The following is an 18,364-nucleotide window of genomic DNA, read 5'->3' on the forward strand; positions in this document are numbered from 1 at the left end:
TTATAAGCAGATAATTCTTGTGATTTTAAGCAATTGGAGATATACTATTTAAGTCAATCAGAAGGCGATTTTTTGGAGGGTGAACATTGGAAAAGCTATTTGATAAGTTGAAAGAATACTTACACATGGATACGGAGATATCCTTTGAGGAATTTAAAGAGTATTATCAAAATTTAATCGCAGAACTTAATCAAACCTTTAGCGAGCTGGATAAAGATCAACGTATTAAGGCTCTGTATATCTGTTCAATCGTCCAGTCTAATGCGGATGCAAGGACTAAAACGAATAAAGCCAATGCTAAGACGTATAAAAAAGTCAGTGCTAAATGTGCCTTTTGGGCAGATGCCATCAAGTTTAACTTGGGCAAAGACGGCGTCTCTAATGAAGAAATTGAAAAGGCGACGGAAGAGATTAATAATAGTATTTAAATAAGCTTCATTAAAAATTGAAAACTATAGTCTTGTCAGGATACAAACTCCGCATTTTGGGTTGCGGAGTTTATTTTTTTAGTGTTAGTGTGAGGAGCATAACTTTGCTAATCTGAAAAAATTTCAGATGCCTCTGAAACATTTGAGTACGTAACAGCGTATTAAAGGTGTCGGCTTAATAACACAAATCATTGAGGAGGAAATAGCGTGAGTGAGAGATTGTATCGTTCTGAGCAAGAAAAGATAATAGGGGGAGTTTGTGGCGGGCTGGCCGATTATTTTAATATTGACGTTACGTTGGTTCGGCTCGTTGTTTTAGTGGCCATTTTTGCCGGAGGGGTCGGAATTGTTGCTTATCTGGCTGCTTGGGCGATAATCCCGGTAAACCCTGCAGAGAGGGGCCGGGATTCGGGAGTGCAAAGCAGCGAGCCGGGAGATGTCCTCGTTGATACACCTTCCGATATTGAAGTTGCGGCCAAAGGATTTGAGAGGCAGGATAGGCGCGAGAAGCGGTCAAAATTTGCCGGGGGAATTCTGATTGCCTTAGGTGCCTTTTTTCTCCTGGAACGTATCCTCCCGAGATGGTTTAATATGAGCAAAATGTGGCCGCTGTTTTTAATTGTCATCGGTCTGGCTATTATTTTCAAAGGAGGGAGAAAATGAGACGAGAGTTTGATACTTTAAGCAGAGGATTGTTTTTGATTACCTTGGGGCTTGTCTTTATTCTCATAAATTACGGACTGCTGTCCTGGCATTTTTGGCTGCGGGTTATTGATTTATGGCCGTTGGTTCTTATTTTAGCCGGGATCGGTTTAGTCTTTAATCGGCGGATACCCTTCAGCGCTATTTTGCTCATTTTTCTCTTATGCATGCTTGTTTACTCTTTAGCTGTGGGAGATAGGCCAATGCCCTGGACAGAGAGTCCCTCCTTTGAAAGATCGACAATAAAGTCAACCCCCATCAATTATCCTTATCTCCCGGACACCCAGGGAGCAAACTATAGCCAAGAGAAATAAAAGGTTCCTGCAATGGAGAAATCGGTTTTCTCCACTTATTTTTGGCTATTTTTGCGATATTTCGCGACAAGTTGCCCTGTGCAGTCCTAAGATGATATAATTTAAAAATAACGCTATAAACTAAAGAATTTAGGGTGTCAATATGGATATTATTTTAGCTCATCGTCAAATTGATTTTGACGCTTTGGCCTCCATGGTCGCGGCACAGAAGCTTTATCCCAACAGTGTTCTGGTGATTGATGGTAAACCGAATGTTTATGTTCAGGACTTTTTAGCCTTATCCAAAGATCAATTGAGATATCTTAAGTCACAGGAAGTTACTATAGACGAGGTCAGCAAGGTTATTTTGGTGGATACTCACGACTTAAAGCGGGCAGGCCTACTGGGAGAAAAGATTGCTCAGATTCCTGACCTGGAAGTCGAAATCTACGATCATCATCCTTATTCCGGTCCCATGAAACCAGGAATGGTTATTGATCTCGTCGGAGCCTGTGCTACACTTCTGGTTGAAAAATTAGCCGGTTTCGGCTTACCTTTAAGTAGTTTTGAGGCGACATTGATTGCTATTGGCATTTACGAGGACACGGGGAGCCTGTTGTTCGACAGCACGACAGTGCGCGATGTCCGGGCGGTTGCCTATTTGCTTGATCAGGGCGCCAATCTGGGAGTTATTGCCGAGTATTTGCGCAAGCCCTTAATCGAAGAGCAGAAAGAGCTGTTACAGCAATTGCTTGATCAAGGGCAAACGGAATTTTTCGACGGATTGCCCGTCTACTTATCCTACGCTGAATCTAAGGAATATGTGGGTGGTCTTGCTTTATTGGCTCACCGGGTCGGAGAACTGGAGAGCGCCGATACCTGGTTTTTATTGGTTAAAATGGATCATCGTGTATATCTTGTGGGCCGCTCCAGAGGCAGGGGGTTGCCTGTCAATCGCCTGGTTCAACTTTTCGGCGGGGCAGGACATGACAGGGCGGCTTCAGCCACCATTAAAGATGGCGACCTGCCTACGATCCTTAAACAACTGCGTTCCGCGATCAAGAGCCGGGCGGTACGCCCGCACTTGGTCAGGGACATGATGAGTTATCCGGTTAAAACGGTGACTCCCGAAACCCGTTTGGCTGAAGTAGAAACAATGTTATTGCGGTACGGTCATACGGGAGTACCGGTTACGGACGGTAACTCTTTAGTGGGAATAATTTCCCGCCGCGATGTGGAAAAGGCCATCAGACACGGATTGCGGCATGCCCCAGTTAAAGGATTTATGACCAGAAACGTGGTTACTGTGGAGGCGGAGGCAACTCTGGATGAAGTCCAGCGGGTGATGGTGCAAAACGACATAGGCCGTCTTCCCGTTGTTGAAGACGGCGACTTAGTTGGCATTGTTTCCAGATCCGATGTTTTGCGCCTGATCCACGGCGGGGCGGTGCCTATTGAAACACAACTGGTTCGCGAACGCAGCGCGGCCATGCGTCAGGACATCCTGGATTTAATCGCCAAGCTGCCGGATGGAGAAAGAAAGATCCTTGAAGCGGTCCGGGATACCGCTCAGGAAGAAGAGTGTTCCGTTTATTTAGTGGGAGGGTTTGTCAGGGATTTGCTTCTCTCGGTCCCCACGCAAGACCTGGACTTTGTGGTGGAAGGCAATGGCGGTCAATTTGCTGAAGCCTTAGTTAAGAAATTGCCTGAGGGAAAAATAACCCAACACGTGAAGTTTGGCACAGCCCAGATTTCTTTTCCCGACGGGAGCCATTTGGATATCGCCAGTACGCGCGTGGAATATTATTCCTTCCCCGGCGCTCTTCCGCAAGTGGAAGAATCCTGCTTGCGCGAGGATTTGTTCCGGCGTGACTTTACGATTAACTCCATGGCTATATGTTTGAATTCCGAGCATTTTGGGGAACTTGTCGATTATTATGGCGGTAAACGGGATCTGCAGCAAGGTAAAATTTGTTTTTTACATAATCTGAGTTTTATTGAAGATCCTACTCGAATGCTGCGGGCTATCCGCTTTGCCGGGCGTTATCACTTCCAACTGGCCAAAGAGACCTTGGAAGCATTGTATACTGCCATTGATACCGGCGTTCTTTTAAAATTAAGTGTGGAGCGCTTTACAGAAGAGCTGCTGCTCATCTATAAAGAGGAAAACTATTTGTTTATGGGGCAAAAACTAATGCGCAGTGGTTTGCTTAGGGCCTGGTTTGGAGAAGATTATAGTTGGAACTTTAATTCCGATAATTTTAAAGACAGTGTTAATTGGGAGTTAACGGTCAAGTGGTTGAATTCTCTATCCAGAATGCAAGCAACGGACATTGAAAAATTGCTCAGTCGTTTAAGTTTAAACAAAAGCTTGCGCGACGAAACCCGGCTCTTTGCCGAGGTGCGCGAAGCTTTGGCGGGCAGGACAGCCTTAAGTGAATTAGACCAATTGCTAAGCAAAACTCCTCAGAACATTATTACGGTTCTGGCACAGGACGAGCGCTTTCAGCAGCGTATCAGGGATTGCCTGGATGCGGAGCAAAGGATTCACATGACTCTCGATGGCAACGCTCTCTTGCAGATGGGGCTTAAACAAGGACCGGAAATCGGCAAAATTCTCGAACAGGTGCGGGCGGCCTGGCTTGAGGGCCGGATTTGCACGCCGGAAGAAGAAGAAAAAATCGCTCGCCAGTGGATTGATTCCCGGGGCTAGGAGGAGGCACTTATTTGTTTGGATTTGATTTACCAACCATCATTGCGAATATTCCCGCGTTAATGATAGGCTTTGCGTTTCATGAGTACGCCCATGCCTGGGTTGCGGACCGTTTAGGAGACCCGACGCCGCAAAGTCAGGGAAGGCTGACTTTAAATCCTCTTGTTCATCTGGACCTGTTTGGCACGCTGATGGCTCTTCTTTACCAATTCGGCTGGGCTAAGCCGGTTATGATCAATCCCCGTTATTTTAAAGGCAACAAACAACGGGGGAGAATGCTGGTGGCTTTGGCGGGTCCCGCCATGAACCTGGTGATGGCTTTTCTGGCCCTGTTTTTATGGTATCTCGCCATGCATTGGCTGCACGGTACGGAATGGAGTTACGTCCTGCAAATGGTATTTCGCTCGATCGTACTTATGAATTTGGGCTTAGGTATCTTTAACCTCCTGCCCATCCCTCCTTTGGACGGCTTTGCCGTTCTCCTGGGGATTTTACCAGGCCGCTTGGCCTATCGGATTTTGGCCTTTGAACAATACGGTATGATTATTCTTGTAATCCTTCTCTTTACGAATATTCTCAACACTGTTTTGTATCCTGCTATGAATGGAATCGCTTTGGCTTATCAGACTGTCATCACCATGCTCTTAACTCCGATCTTTGGCCCATTGTGGTTGGGCTAAAGTACTGGCTGTTTGGTAAAGACCTAAATTAAAGGAGTGTATCGTCATGAAGGGAAGAATATTAAGTGGAATGCGCCCGACAGGGGCTTTGCATATCGGACACCTGAGTGTTATTCAAAACTGGGTCGCTTTACAGGAGGACTATGAATGTTTTTTTTCCGTTGTGGATCTCCACGCTTTGACCTCCGGCTATGAGGATCATTTGGATTTTTCCCGCTTGCGGCGGGATATCGCCCTGGATTGGCTGAGTGTGGGAATCAACCCCGAGAAAAGCGCTGTTTTTGTGCAATCTCAAGTTAAAGAGCATGCCGAGCTTCATTTGCTTTTGTCCATGTTCACGCCTTTATCCTGGCTGGAACGTGTACCGACCTATAAAGATCAAATTCAGCAATTGAGCCTGCAGGGAAAGGATCTGGGAACTTACGGGTTTTTAGGGTACCCTCTGTTAATGGCCGCGGATATTTTGGTTTATAAGGCAAATGCCGTCCCTGTGGGAGAAGACCAACTCCCTCATGTTGAGCTTTGCCGGGAAGTTGCCCGCCGCTTTAATCATCTTTACGGACCGGTTTTTCCCGAACCTAAAGATCTTGTGGGCAAAGTGCCGCTTTTACCGGGAGTTGACGGGCGTAAAATGAGCAAAAGCTATCATAACGCTATTTCGCTGACGGCTTCTCCTGAAGAGATTAAGACCCGTGTCCAGCAAATGATTACTGATCCGGCGCGGCTGCGCAAAGATGACCCCGGTCATCCGGAGGTCTGCATCGTCCATAAATTTCATCAGATTTACACGCCGAATGTCGCTGAAATAGAAGAAAATTGTCGTCTGGGAAAAATCGGCTGCGTTGCTTGCAAACGCTGTCTTGCGGAGAACCTGGAGAAATTGTTAAGTCCCTTCAGGGAACGGCGGGTTTACTGGGAAGAACCGGGGCGGATTGAGAAGGTTCTGGAGGAAGGCGCACAACGTGCCCATGAAGCGGCCTCGGTGACTATGAAAGAAGTCCGTTGTGCCATGGGACTGTAAATGGAAAGCGGGAATAACAGTCCGCAGATCGAATTGCCCGCTTACCAAGGTCCTTTGGATTTGCTTTTAGCCTTAATTCAGCAGGAAAAAGTAGATATTTACGATATTCCTATTGCCCGGATTGCCGATCAGTTTGTTGAAGCCGTCCGGCAAATGGAGTCTTTGGACATGGAGGTTACCACAGAGTTCCTGGTGTTGGCGGCGCAACTGCTCCTGATGAAGTCCAGAGAGCTTCTGCCCAAGCCTGCCAGGAGCGGACAAGATCAACTTGAGGAAGAAGACCTGCGCCAGGAACTGGCCGAACGTCTCCTGGAATATAAAACCTACAAACAAGCGGCGCAAATGTTGGAGAAGCTGGAGATAGCCTCCGGACGTTCCTTCGACCGGGAGGTTGATGTGGAAGACTTGCTAGGTGATGTTCAGCCGGAAGATCCGCTTCAGGGAATAGCCTTTGGGGATCTTTGGCTGGCCTTCTGCAAGGTCATTGAACGGGCGGAAAAAGGAGAAGAAATCCAGGAGGTTGAGCCCGACGAAATTGCCATTAACGTCATGCTTGCCGACGTTATGCGCCGGGTACTTCTTCACCCGAAAGGGCTGCGTTTTGCTCAGCTTATACGGAGCGGTTCACGGATGGAGATGGTCGTCTCTTTTTTAGCGTTATTGGAACTCTTAAAATCCGGCAAGGTTCGTGCCGAACAATCCGCTGCCCTCAGCGAAATTATGCTCTTCCCAACGCCTAAGGCCTGGGAATTTATCGAAGAGGAGTCGATATAATGCTGTTTCGAGAGCCGGAAACGGCTGCTTTAGAGGCGCTGTTATTTGTTGCGAAAAATCCTCTGAGCTTAGAGTTGCTCGAAGAAATTCTGGAATTAGATCGTTTGACGATTGCGGAATTGTTGAATGAGCTGCGCAGCCGCTATACTGCGGAGTCCTGCGGTTTAATGCTCTTAGAAATCGACGGCGGCTTTAAATTGGCGACGAAACCCGAAGCGGCACGCTATATAGAAATTTTATATAAGCAGCCGGCTCAGACCCTTTCTAATGCCGCCCTGGAAGTGCTTTCGATTATTGCTTATAAGCAGCCTGTAACGCGCGGAGAGGTGGATTTCATTCGGGGGGTTCAGTCAGACCGCGCTTTAGCTACCTTAGTGGAGAAGGGGCTGGTCAGGGATGTGGGGCGTAAGGATGGTCCCGGGCGCCCTATTCTTTATGGCACCACAGAACAGTTTCTCCTGCATTTTGGTTTGAGCTCAATAGAAGATTTGCCCAATCTGGAAACCTTCAGTTTAAGTGAAGACGAAGCGGCCAGCGCCAAGGAAGCAGATTTTCCGGAAACCGAATGATTGGCTTTAGCTATTCGCAGCATAATGTATCGGGGAGAAACAAGGATGAGATTATTTGTTGGGATTGATTTGCCCGATGAAATAAAACAGTCTATACTTAAGTTTCAAGCGGAATTAAAGCAGCTTGGGGTTAGAGGTTTTTGGAAAGCGCCGGATAACTTTCACATGACGCTGGAGTTTCTGGGCGAACTGGACTCTAAGACGCTGCCGCTGATCAGGGAATGCCTGTCTTCGGCAGGTCAGGATCATTCATCATTTGCGCTAACCCTTGGAGGCTTGGGGGCTTTTCCCTCCTTTAAACGGCCTCATACCTTGTGGACCGCGGTTGGTGGAAGCATAAGGGAACTAAATCAATTGCAAAACGAGATCCATACGCTGCTCACCCAAAAAGGATTTAGTCTGGAAAACAGACAGTTCAAGCCGCATATTACCTTGGCTTCCCGTCCTGATCTCAGGGAAATTGAGTTGGGAGATCATAAGACGAGAAAATTAGGTGAATTCAGGGTTGAGGGAATTACTTTGTTTGCAAGCTCAGTGATTCGGGGGAAAAGAACTTATACAGCTTTGAGTCATAAAAAGCTGCAATAAATAAAGGGGCCATTTAGAGAAATGAGTGTTTTATTTTGCCGGGATTGCGGCGTTGATATTTCGGGCGACCCGCTGTTCAGGCGGGTGAGTTTTGCTTTGGAAAACGGAGAAAAAGCGGCTTTGGTCGGACCGAACGGCGCGGGAAAAACAACCTTGATCCGCGCCTGTTTAGGGGACATCCGCCTGGAAAGCGGCGAGGTTCAAGTTCTTGGTTCTTGCGGGTACTTGCCTCAGACCCCGATTGTCGAGGATGAGGGGACCGTATCGCAATGCATGCTTCAGGAACGTGCCGATTTGCTGGAGATACAGAGCCAACTCCGTGAACTGGAGAAGAAAATGGCTCTTACACCAAGTGAGAAAGTTATGGAACAGTATGCCGCTTTAACAGAGGCCTTTGAACGCCAGGGGGGCTATGCCCTGGAGGCTTTAGTCCGCAAGATCTTAGCCGGGATGGGGCTGGAGGCGGAACTTAATTCTCCCGTCGCAACCTTGAGTGGCGGACAGAAGACCCGTCTGGCTTTGTGCAAACTCTTATTGCGGTCGCCGGAGCTTTTAATTTTAGATGAACCGACGAACCACTTGGATATCTCCGCGCTGGAATGGCTGGAAGGGTATTTGCGCGACTATCCGGGCGCTCTTCTCCTTGTTTCCCATGACCGTTATTTTTTAGACCGCACTGTGTCCCGGGTTTTTTGCCTGGAAAACGGAGTTCTTAAGGGCTATAGCGGAAATTATTCCGAATACGAATTGCAGCGTGCCCTGGAAAGCAAGACCTTGAATCGGGAAGCGGAACGGCTGGAGAAAAAGATAGCGAAGCTGGAAGAATATGTGCGCCGGAATAAAGCCGGTGTTAATTCCAAACAGGCTCGCGGCCGCGAAACTCAACTTAACAAGCTGAAGCCGATGCAAATAACCAAATCGGACCACAAGCTATCGATATCTTTGGGCCAGGGAGGCCGCAGCGGAGATCGGGTTTTGCTGATAGAGGATCTCGCCATCACCTTTGGGCCTCGAACCTTGTTCCGGAATGTGGGCTTGGATTTGCGGCGGGGAGACCGCGTGGCTCTGCTGGGAAAAAATGGAGTCGGGAAAACTTCAATTCTCAAAGGGATTCTCCGCCAAGTTCCTTTTAATGGCACGATACACTTGGGCGCCAATGTTAAAGTGGCCTATTACTCTCAGGAACATGAGAATCTGGGAAACTCGGGAACAGTTATGGACGAGATCCGGGCCGTTTCTAATTTGAAAGATCCGGAAATCAGAACTCTTCTCGCCCGCTATGGCTTTAGAAAAGATGATGTTTTCAAGCTCATTGCCGTACTCAGCGGCGGGGAAAAAAGCCGGTTGGCCTTGTGCAAATTATTCCTGGAACAGGGAAATTTATTGCTGCTTGACGAACCGACAAATCATTTGGATGCGGAAACACGCAGCGTGCTGGAAGAGGCCCTGCAAGAGTATGAAGGAACTGTTCTTGTTGTTTCCCACGACCGTTATTTTTTAGACAAGATTGTTCAGAAAATAGCCGAATTGACAGATCAGGGACTGACTGTCTTTGAAGGGGATTATACAAGTTATCGGGAGTTTAAACAGCAGGAAGAAGCGGTGTGTGTTCCTGCTGAAAGAAGCGCCAAACCAAGCTATCAGGGTCAGCAAGAGACCCGCAATCTGGCGCGTGAGAAAAAGCGGATGAAGCAACTGGAGCAGGAAATTGAAGAACTTGAGGAAACGCTTCAAGGCTTGGAACAGGAGCTTGCTGCCGCAGGAACAAATTATGAATTAGCCATGAAACTTCATGAAGACTATGAGACGGTTAAGAAACGAAGAGATGTGGTGCTGGAGGAATGGATCGCTGGGAATGATTGATTTCACCAATTAGCGCTTTTACCCATATATTATCCTGAAGTCAAAGGTGGAGGGATACATATATGGGAATAGCTTTGCTTATGGCTGTGGCTTTAAGTTTGGATGGTTTTGGTGTGGGATTGGCTTATGGGCTGCGCCGCATTCGGATACCTGTGAGTTCGATGATCGTCATTGCTATGTGTACTGTTTGCGCTATGGGAATATCGATGCTCTTCGGCAGCTTAGTCAGACTTTGGCTGACATTTATTCCGGCTAAGTTATTTGGGGCTTTAATCTTATTGGTTCTGGGAGCCTTTCAATTAGGCAGGGCACTTTGGAATCGCAGCCGGGAGGCTTTGCCCGATGCGCTTCCGGCTCTGGCCGTTGTTCAGCAGAAACCCCTTCCGGAGCCGGAGTTCCGTTTTCAATTGGAGTTTCTGGGGTTTGTGATACAGGTTCTGAAAACACCTCAAATCGCGGATGTCGACGGATCAGGCGGGATTAGTCTTAGAGAAAGCTTTCTGCTGGGAAGCGCGCTGGCCATGGATGCGTTTGCCAGTGGGATCGGTGCGGCCATGGCCGGTATGACCTTGTCTGTCATTGGTTTAGTTGCTTTAACCCAGATTGTTATGTTATGTTTAGGTCAGCAGCTGGCCGGCAAAATTCCGGAGAATTGGACGAATAAAGCAGGTTATTTGCCGGGTACAGTGTTAATATTAGTGGGGCTGGGTAAATTGATTTGAGGTGAGGTTCTTGTTAACAATCGGCCTGACTGGAGGCATTGGAAGCGGGAAATCGACAGTCTCCCACTGGTTTGAGAGCCAAGGGGTTCCGGTAATTGACGCGGACAAAATGGTTCATCACTTGTTTAAGACGGACTCCTGGCTGATTTCCAAGCTGGCAGCTGTCTTTGGTCCGGAGATTATCCAAGAGAACGGAGAGATTGACCGCTCTCGGCTTGGCAAGCGGGTTTTTGCCGAGGCAGGAGCCCGGAAAGAGCTCGAGACTATCGTGCATCCGCGGGTAATTGAAGGGATGAAGCGTGCCCGGGAGGAGCTGCGAAATTCCCAGGCCCAAGTTTGTGTCTGGGATGTCCCGTTGCTCTTTGAAACAGGGTTTGAACGATATGTTGATCAGGTATGGGTCGTATGGGTACCCAGAGACATTCAGATTGAACGTGTCCTGAAGCGGGACAACCTGGAACTGCCTGAAGTAGAAGCCCGAATCGCGGCCCAGGGGCTGTTGGAGGATAAATGCCGGCAAGCGGATGTTGTTATTGATAATTCCGGGGATGTTCAAGAGACACTGCGCCAGCTTGATGAGGCCTGGAAAAAATTAATAAAACATATTTAAGCGATAATCAGGATATAGTTTTGTATCAGTCCTAATTGAGACGAGGAGATGTGATGGTTAAAAAGAAGAAATTCTCGGGGACAGTGGGTAAAAAACTCCTGATCCTTTTAGCGTTAATAGCTTTGGCAGGTTACTGCCTCTTAACTATACCCAGGCTGGAGAAGATTCTCTATCCGTATCCCAACCAGAAAATTGTAGAAAAGTATGCCGCTCAATACGGGGTAGACCCTCTATTTGTTGTGGCAATTATCAGGGAAGAGAGTAAATTTTTCCCTCAGTCCCAGTCTCACAAAGGAGCCATAGGACTGATGCAGCTCATGCCCAGTACGGCTCAGTCTATTGCTGAAAGCTTAGGGGATAAAAGTTACACCAGTGAGGAATTATTGAACCCGGAAAAAAATATTCAATATGGGACCTGGTATCTTTCCAGCCTGGAAAAAGCCTTCTCCAATAATCTTGTTTTGGTTATCGCCGCCTATAATGGCGGAATAGGACATGTTCAGGAATGGATTGAAACCGGGCAAATTGATCCCAAAAATATTCGTCAGGAAGACATTCCTTTTAAAGAGACCAGGGATTATGTGGGACGTGTCTTGAAAAGTTATCAGAAATATATTAAACTTTACCGTACATAAGGCGTGTTGATTTAATTTTTCAGGCGTTTGATCAGGAACAGAACGGAGAGAAGCATTGTGAAAGATGTAGACCAAGCTGAAACCAAAAATATCGTTACTCGACTTAAAACAGTTCGCGGTCATATTGCGGGAGTGGAGCGTATGATCGAGGAAGAAAAACCTTGTGAGGATATACTATTACAGCTTGTGGCTGTACGTTCGGCAGTACAGAAAGTATCCGTGATCGTTGCTCAGCATTATGCTAATTCCTGCCTGGTCGAGGCCCTGGACAAAGGGGAAAATCGTCAGGAGGTCTTGAACAAAGCCATTGAGACGCTTATGAAATTTAACCAGTAGTCCCTTAAAGGTTAGGACGTTCCCCGGTTATTTGGAAATGGTAGTTATTACCTGAAATCCTAGTTCTCTTTTAAAGAGGACTAGGATTGTGTTTTTCTGCCTTGCTATCAAAAAATATCAGCCAGATTGAAAATGAAGATGCCTAAAGTAGCAGGCAGGAAAATCTGACTGGAGCTTGAATTTTTAGAATAGACAAAAAGCTCTGGATTTCTATGATCGAAGTAGTAATCAAAACGCACACACACTTACAGAGGTGTGTCCCGGAGTTTAGAAAAGGAGATCGAAATGAAAATACGAGAGATTATGAAACCTTGGACCGGGAAGGATCAGGCGGAAAATGGAATAAGCGAAAATTCTAATGTACATAATTTAAAAATTGACGATATAATCTGGGGCAGCTCGCTGATTGAAGTAACGAATGATGAAGGCATTAAGACTGGAGAAGTAGCTAAAGATTTACTGTTATACCTTCTTAAAGCGACGGATATGTGGATGTTAAGCAATATTATGGATAACTTTCAGGAGGCCGTTATTGCAATTGACATGGCAGGTAAGGTTTTCTATGTGAATAATGCCTATTCCAGGGTTCTTGGTGTTTCAACACATAACGTTATCGGAAAGCAAATTCAGCAAATAGAACCGGAAGCGGAAATATTAAACGTCATTGAAACCAAAATACCCATTATTAAAAAGAACCAATATATAAAAACACTCGACAAATATGTTTCGGTACATATATTTCCAATTGAACAAGATGGAGAACTTAAAGCGGTGGCCTCAATTTTCAGGGATTCAACAGCTGTAGTTAAATTGGGCCAAGAAGTGGAGAATGCCAATGAAATCGCTATGTCTTACAGGCGGCAAATGGAAGCGCAAAATGAATTGTCAAGATTTAAGATCATAGGAAATAGCCCAAGCTTTTTAAAAACAGTTTCACAGGCGTTAACTGTTGCTAAAACAGAGGCCTCGGTATTGATAAAGGGAGAAAATGGAGTTGGAAAAGAAGAAATTGCCAAAGTCATATACTCACATAGTGACAGGAAAGACCGTCCGATGATCATGGTTAATTGTGCGGCAATACCTGAAAGCCTAATTGAAAGTGAACTTTTCGGATATGAAGGAGGGGCATTTACAGGAGCAAAATCCGGCGGCAAGATGGGTAAATTTGAATTAGCTAATGGAGGAACATTGTTTCTGGATGAAATTGGCGATATGCCTTTGTCAATGCAGTCAAAATTGCTGCGAGTATTAGAAAATAGAGAAATCGAGAAAATAGGCAGACAGAAAAACATTCCTGTGGATATAAGGCTGATTGCCGCCTCAAATCAACCGCTGGAAATTTTGATCAAAGAAAAGAAGTTTAGGCAGGATTTATATTTTAGGCTCAACATAGTAGAAATTGAAGTGCCTTCATTGAGAGAGCGCATAGAGGATATAGGCTTACTGGCAAATTATTTTTTACAAAAGTATAACGAAAAGTATGGGAAATCCATAGTTCTTTCTCAGGAAGTGCTTTCCTTTTTGTATGCCTACAGTTGGCCGGGAAATGTTCGTGAACTTCAAAACTGCATGGAATATGCCGGAATAATGTGCTTTGAGGATAGCTTTAAGCTTACTCACCTGCCGCCGCATATGAAAGAATCACTCGGGTTAAGCGTCGAAAAAGAAAGTGAATTTAAATCTGAAAACGGAACGTTAAAAGAAGCAGTTGAAGCTTTTGAGAAGAAGGTAATTTTAAGTACAATTTCAGCTTGCGGGGATAACAAAAGTAAAGCAATACAATTATTAGGGCTTAGCAGAAGAACCTTTTATCGTAAGCTCAAAGAGTACAAAATTCATTGTGGCGAAAAGTAAACAAGAGTGGCAAAAATGCCCCACAAAATGTGCTTAGAATATTGAATCTGTGTCAATAATGGCACTGATTTAAACTCCGATTTTTTATGAAAGTAGAAACGTTTAGAAATTAGCCCTTAAAAAGGGCTAAAAAGGTTTTAAGATATTTAATTTGGGAGTAGGAAATGTGTAGTTTAAGGGGATTGGACTTCCTGAATTAGAGGAGAGGAGTTTTTTGGAAGCATAGTGTTCAGAATATTTAAATTATTGGCACGTAATTTGCAAACATAACTCTCTAAAAATCTAAAAAGGAGGATGAATATCCCTGCAGTAATCGGGGTATTGGACTAGGCGCGTGAAAATTATCTAAGGAGAGGGCGATTGCATGAAGTCAGTTAGAATTGGAGCCTCGGTAGGTTTTTGGGGGGATGTATTTACAGCCGCAGTTGATGTGGCCAAATATGGAAATGTTAAATATATTTGTGGAGACTCGTTAGCAGAGTTGACAATGGCCATTCTTCAGAAAGCTAAGAAGAAAAATCCCAAGGATGGTTACACAAAGGATGTCTTTCCTCTAATGAATGCTTTATTGCCGATCTGCAAAGAAAAAGGAATTAAGATTATCAGCAATTGCGGGGGACTCAACCCGATGGGAGCAGCGGAAGCAGTAAAGGGAATTGCGCAAAAACTAGGTTTAGCGGATCTTAAGATAGCCGTTGTTGAGGGTGATAATATCATAGACCGTCTGCGTGAGTTCTGTGAAAAAGGTTATTTGACTCATGAGGGAGATTTAGACAATCTTGAGGATAAGTATATGTTTGCCAATGCTTATCTGGGTGGCAGAGAAGTAGCCATGGCCTTAGAAACTGGCGCTGACATTGTAATTACCGGCAGGACCACCGACACCGGGCAATTTTTGGGGCCAGCCATCTATGAATTTGGCTGGCAGGATGGAGATTGGAACAAGTTGGCTCAAGGTATTGTCATGGGTCACTTGATGGAATGTTCAGGACAAGGTACAGGCGGCAATTTCAGCGGGGAATGGTGGAAGGTTGAGAATCTTGGCAGTCATGGCTATCCTGTCGCGGAAATTTATGAGAACGGTGAATTTATTTTCACCAACCCTGAAAATACAGGTGGTCTGGTCTGTGTTGATTCCGTGAAGGAGCAATTGCTGTATGAAATTCATGATCCCAACAATTATTTGACGCCTGACGTGTCAGTTGATTTTACGACTGTCAAGCTGGAAGATGTGGGAAAAAATCAGGTTAAGGTTTCCGGTGCCACAGGGAACCCCAAACCAAAAACTCTGAAAGCCACCATGGGATACTCCAGCGGTTATGTCGGTGAAGGACGAATTACTTACGCTTGGCCGGATGCACTGCCCAAAGCCAGAAAAGCCGAAGAAATTATCAGACACAGAATAGAAATGCAGGGGATAAACTACGAAGAAATATACAGCGAATATATCGGCATTAACTCTATTCACGGACCACTGGCCCCGGAACCTGAAGTTGAGCCCAATGAAGTCATGCTAAGGGTTGCCATGCGGACTAATTCCAAGGAGGAAGCCGCTAAAATCGGCAGAGAGTTCCCCTCCATGGTATTAAATGGTCCGCCGCAGGCTACCGGTTTGAGCGGGATGCAGCCGGTACGGGAATTGATCGGTCAAAAATCGGCGTATATTCCAAGGGAAGAGATTGAAGCCTATGTAAAAATATCGGTTGTGGAGGTGTAGCAAATGGCCTTAGTGCAACTTTCCGAAATTGCTCAAACAAGATCCGGCGATAAAGGAGACAGTAGTGATATCTCCCTATTTGCCCAAAACCAAGAGCTCTATGAAATATTCAAACGGGAAATCACGGAGGAACGCGTATTTGAGCACTTTAAGCAGCTGGTGAGCGGACCGGTGCAAAGATTCGAAATGGACAATCTGCTTGCACTTAAGTTTTTAATAGACGGAGCCTTGGCGGGGGGAGCGTCTCAGTCTTTGCGCAGCGATAGTCTGGGTAAATGCTTTGGTTCCAATCTTTTACGTATGAAAGTAGAAATTCCGGATCATATTTTAGCAGGTGTGAAGTGTTTTAGATATCCTAAATAAAAGCTGAATTTATGGGTATTCGGCCAACGGGCCTTTCGCTGCAGAAGAAATATTCGGAATATTGTGGTAAAATGTGACATAAGGAATAATTAGATTAGATGTATTTTGGAAATAGCAGCGGAAGAACTTAAGTCGAAAGGATTGATTATAACAATGGATGAGAGACAGGAAAAGTATTTATTGGAATTAGAAAGAATTCGAAAAGGAGGACCGGAAAAGTATCATTTGAGTTTAAAGAAACAAAACAAGCTCTTCGTACGTGACCGCTTAAACCTGTTGTTTGATGAGAGTTCGATTCTGGAGGAAGGGACTTTTAGCAACTGTCTGGACCCGGAGCTTCCGGAAGACGGTAATATTGTAGGAATGGCCAGGATTAACGGCAGGTTGGTTTGTTTTGCCGCCGCGGATTTCACTGTCAAAGCGGGGTCTTGGGGGGCTAAGGGTGTCCAAAAACTGCTCTATATCCAAGAAAAGGCGCTCGCGCTGAAGCTCCCTATTATTTACCTTGTTGATTCAGCGGGAGCAAGAATTACTGACCAAAAAGAAGTTTTCCCGGGAAGAAATCACATTGGCAGAGTTTTTTACAATCAGGTGAAAATGTCCGGGATTATCCCGCAAATCACAATTCTTTTCGGAGTTTCCCCGGCAGGTGCAGCCTACGTACCGGCTTTCAGTGATTTAGTCATTATGGTGGAAGGAAAAGCCAGTGCCTTTTTGGGGTCACCGCGCATGGTGGAAGCGGTCATCGGGGAAAAGGTGTCTCTGGAGGACTTGGGTGGCGCGCGTATGCACTGCAAAGTTAGCGGGCTGGGGGATGTTCTGGCTTCAGACGATACTCATGCCATTGAACTTTGTAAGAGCTATTTTGCCTATTTGCCCCAAAGCTACTTAGAAAAGCCTGCGCCCGTTGCTGCTAAGGAGCCGGTTGAAGGGAGACCGATCACAGAAATTATCCCTCACAACCAAAATCAACCCTTTGACATGTACGAGTTAATCGGGCGAATTGTAGACGAGGGCAGCTTTTTAGAATACAAAGCTTTGTTTGCTCAGGAACTCATTACGGGATGGGCCAGAATAAATGGGGAGGTTATCGGAATTGTTGCCAACCAGTCAAAGGTTAAAGGCGGGACTTTGTTTGTAGATTCCTCTGATAAGGGGGCAAGGTTTATTTGGTTTTGCAATGCTTATAACATTCCTCTGGTCTTTTTGGCGGATATTCCGGGGTATATGGTAGGATCACAAGTGGAACGGGCCGGAATAATCCGGCATGGGGCCAAGATGATTTCAGCGGTTTCGGAAGCTACTGTGCCTAAAATAACGGTCGTTGTGCGCAAATGCTACGGAGCGGGGCTGTATGCTATGGCCGGGCCGGCCTTTGGTACTGACTCAGTGTTGGCTTTGCCCACCGCTCTCATAGCAGTTATGGGACCGGAAGCAGCCGTTAAAGCAGTGTATTCTAATAAAATTGACGAACTGGAAGGAGAGGCCAGACTGGCTTTTATGAATCAAAAGAAGGAAGAGTACTCGGACAATATTAATATCTATGGTTTGGCTTCAGAGCTTATTGTGGATCAAGTGATCGATTTTGAAGGAATCAGAGAAGAGCTTATTTATCGCTTGGAGGCCTACCGCAGTAAAGAACGAATATGGCCTGAGAAGAACAATCCGATTCATCCGGTTTAAAGGGGCGAGACTATGAATTATAACTACCTTATTTATGAAGAAAAAGAAGGTATCGGTTATATTAAGCTTAACAATCCCCGGCAAAGAAACTGTTTCACCGATGAGCTGAATGATGAACTGGTAGCCCTCTTAAGAAATTTAAATGAACGGGATGAGATTAAAGTTATTTTATTATCCGCGGTGGGGGAGGTTTTTTCAGCAGGTGCCGATCTAAAGGCCTTTGAAAAAGACACGGAACTCTCTCCGGCTCAGCATTACTTAAATTTAAGGAAGAGTTTGGACCTGTATAAGAGTATCAATGCGTTGCATAAACCGCTGATCATTGGCGTAAACGGTTCTGCTTACGGCGGGGGAGTGGGGCTGGTGGCAGCGGCACATCTGGCGGTAGCGGCAGATAGCGCTGTGTTCAGGCTTACAGAAATTAACCTTGGGCTGGCTCCCTTTGTGATTCATCCTTTTATTAAAGAGGCGCTGGGAAGTAAGAAAGCGCTGGAACTTATGCTGACTGCCGAGAAATTCAATGCCGCTCAAGCCTTAGAGTTTGGTCTTGTCAATAAGGTCGTTCCCGCCGAAGACTTGGAGAGCACTCTCTGGGCGTATGGAGAGAGATTTTCTCGGTTAAGTTCGTTGGCCGTCGATCTAGCCTTGAAGATTCATGATTTAAACAGAAACGTTGACTTCGATAAGATGGTGGAAACCATGGGGGTTTACCGCATCATCGCCTTTACCAGTCAGGACTTGAAAGAGGGAATTAACTCCTTCCTGGAAAGGCGTCCGGTAAATTTCAAAGGAATCTAGCATTTGCCGAAGTTC

The 18,364-nt window shown here is 45.8% G+C and carries 19 protein-coding genes; all 19 read left to right on the forward strand.

Annotated features, from left to right (window positions below; translation table 11 throughout):
- The first annotated feature begins 86 nt into the window (after nucleotides 1–86).
- The 19 genes from REC12_RS19520 to REC12_RS19610 all read left to right on the forward strand — a co-directional run bounded on the left by REC12_RS19520 (nucleotide 87) and on the right by REC12_RS19610 (nucleotide 18,349).
- Entirely contained in the window at nucleotides 87–428 is a 342-nt protein-coding gene (locus tag REC12_RS19520) for a hypothetical protein (RefSeq protein ID WP_308897390.1), read from the forward strand.
- Nucleotides 429–635: 207 nt separating this feature from the next.
- Entirely contained in the window at nucleotides 636–1,091 is a 456-nt protein-coding gene (locus REC12_RS19525) for a PspC domain-containing protein (RefSeq protein ID WP_308897391.1), read from the forward strand.
- Entirely contained in the window at nucleotides 1,088–1,444 is a 357-nt protein-coding gene (locus REC12_RS19530; RefSeq protein ID WP_308897392.1) for a LiaF transmembrane domain-containing protein, read from the forward strand. Before REC12_RS19525 ends, REC12_RS19530 begins: the two co-directional genes overlap by 4 nt.
- Before the next feature lie 142 nt (nucleotides 1,445–1,586).
- Complete coding sequence (locus REC12_RS19535; RefSeq protein ID WP_308897394.1) at nucleotides 1,587–4,136, forward strand: CBS domain-containing protein; 2,550 nt, start codon at nucleotides 1,587–1,589, stop codon at nucleotides 4,134–4,136.
- A gap of 14 nt (nucleotides 4,137–4,150) precedes the next feature.
- Nucleotides 4,151–4,816, forward strand: a complete 666-nt coding sequence (locus REC12_RS19540; protein ID WP_308897396.1) for a site-2 protease family protein — start codon at nucleotides 4,151–4,153, stop codon at nucleotides 4,814–4,816.
- A 46-nt stretch (nucleotides 4,817–4,862) separates the two neighbouring features.
- Complete coding sequence (trpS, locus tag REC12_RS19545; RefSeq protein WP_308897397.1) at nucleotides 4,863–5,837, forward strand: tryptophan--tRNA ligase; 975 nt, start codon at nucleotides 4,863–4,865, stop codon at nucleotides 5,835–5,837.
- Nucleotides 5,838–6,611, forward strand: coding sequence for a segregation and condensation protein A (locus tag REC12_RS19550; RefSeq protein ID WP_308897399.1), 774 nt, complete (start codon nucleotides 5,838–5,840; stop codon nucleotides 6,609–6,611).
- Nucleotides 6,611–7,180: an SMC-Scp complex subunit ScpB gene (gene scpB / locus REC12_RS19555; protein WP_308897401.1), complete on the forward strand. Its 570-nt coding sequence runs from the start codon at nucleotides 6,611–6,613 to the stop codon at nucleotides 7,178–7,180. Before REC12_RS19550 ends, scpB begins: the two co-directional genes overlap by 1 nt.
- Nucleotides 7,181–7,225: 45 nt before the next feature.
- Entirely contained in the window at nucleotides 7,226–7,768 is a 543-nt protein-coding gene (gene thpR, locus REC12_RS19560; protein ID WP_308897403.1) for an RNA 2',3'-cyclic phosphodiesterase, read from the forward strand.
- 21 nt (nucleotides 7,769–7,789) lie between these two features.
- Nucleotides 7,790–9,631, forward strand: a complete 1,842-nt coding sequence (locus tag REC12_RS19565) for an ABC-F family ATP-binding cassette domain-containing protein (RefSeq protein ID WP_308897405.1) — start codon at nucleotides 7,790–7,792, stop codon at nucleotides 9,629–9,631.
- 62 nt (nucleotides 9,632–9,693) lie between these two features.
- Nucleotides 9,694–10,353 carry a sporulation membrane protein YtaF gene (ytaF, locus tag REC12_RS19570; RefSeq protein ID WP_308897407.1) on the forward strand — a complete coding sequence of 220 codons (660 nt, stop codon included), beginning with the start codon at nucleotides 9,694–9,696 and terminating at the stop codon, nucleotides 10,351–10,353.
- A gap of 10 nt (nucleotides 10,354–10,363) precedes the next feature.
- Nucleotides 10,364–10,963: a dephospho-CoA kinase gene (gene coaE / locus REC12_RS19575; RefSeq protein WP_308897409.1), complete on the forward strand. Its 600-nt coding sequence runs from the start codon at nucleotides 10,364–10,366 to the stop codon at nucleotides 10,961–10,963.
- Nucleotides 10,964–11,016: 53 nt separating this feature from the next.
- Nucleotides 11,017–11,598, forward strand: a complete 582-nt coding sequence (locus tag REC12_RS19580) for a lytic transglycosylase domain-containing protein (protein ID WP_308897410.1) — start codon at nucleotides 11,017–11,019, stop codon at nucleotides 11,596–11,598.
- 57 nt (nucleotides 11,599–11,655) lie between these two features.
- A complete protein-coding gene (locus REC12_RS19585) occupies nucleotides 11,656–11,934 on the forward strand; it encodes a metal-sensitive transcriptional regulator (protein WP_308897412.1) in 279 nt (92 codons plus the stop codon).
- 285 nt (nucleotides 11,935–12,219) lie between these two features.
- Nucleotides 12,220–13,788, forward strand: coding sequence for a sigma-54 interaction domain-containing protein (locus tag REC12_RS19590; RefSeq protein ID WP_308897413.1), 1,569 nt, complete (start codon nucleotides 12,220–12,222; stop codon nucleotides 13,786–13,788).
- A gap of 364 nt (nucleotides 13,789–14,152) precedes the next feature.
- Entirely contained in the window at nucleotides 14,153–15,505 is a 1,353-nt protein-coding gene (locus REC12_RS19595) for an acyclic terpene utilization AtuA family protein (protein WP_308897415.1), read from the forward strand.
- A 3-nt stretch (nucleotides 15,506–15,508) separates the two neighbouring features.
- Nucleotides 15,509–15,868 carry an AtuA-related protein gene (locus REC12_RS19600; protein ID WP_308897417.1) on the forward strand — a complete coding sequence of 120 codons (360 nt, stop codon included), beginning with the start codon at nucleotides 15,509–15,511 and terminating at the stop codon, nucleotides 15,866–15,868.
- A 153-nt stretch (nucleotides 15,869–16,021) separates the two neighbouring features.
- Nucleotides 16,022–17,551 (forward strand): acyl-CoA carboxylase subunit beta, encoded by a 1,530-nt coding sequence (locus REC12_RS19605; protein ID WP_308897419.1) that lies wholly within the window; start codon nucleotides 16,022–16,024, stop codon nucleotides 17,549–17,551.
- Nucleotides 17,552–17,563: 12 nt separating this feature from the next.
- Complete coding sequence (locus tag REC12_RS19610; protein ID WP_308897420.1) at nucleotides 17,564–18,349, forward strand: enoyl-CoA hydratase/isomerase family protein; 786 nt, start codon at nucleotides 17,564–17,566, stop codon at nucleotides 18,347–18,349.
- Nucleotides 18,350–18,364: the final 15 nt, after the last annotated feature.

Source organism: Candidatus Desulfosporosinus nitrosoreducens (assembly GCF_030954495.1).
GTDB lineage: Bacteria > Bacillota > Desulfitobacteriia > Desulfitobacteriales > Desulfitobacteriaceae > Desulfosporosinus > Desulfosporosinus nitrosoreducens.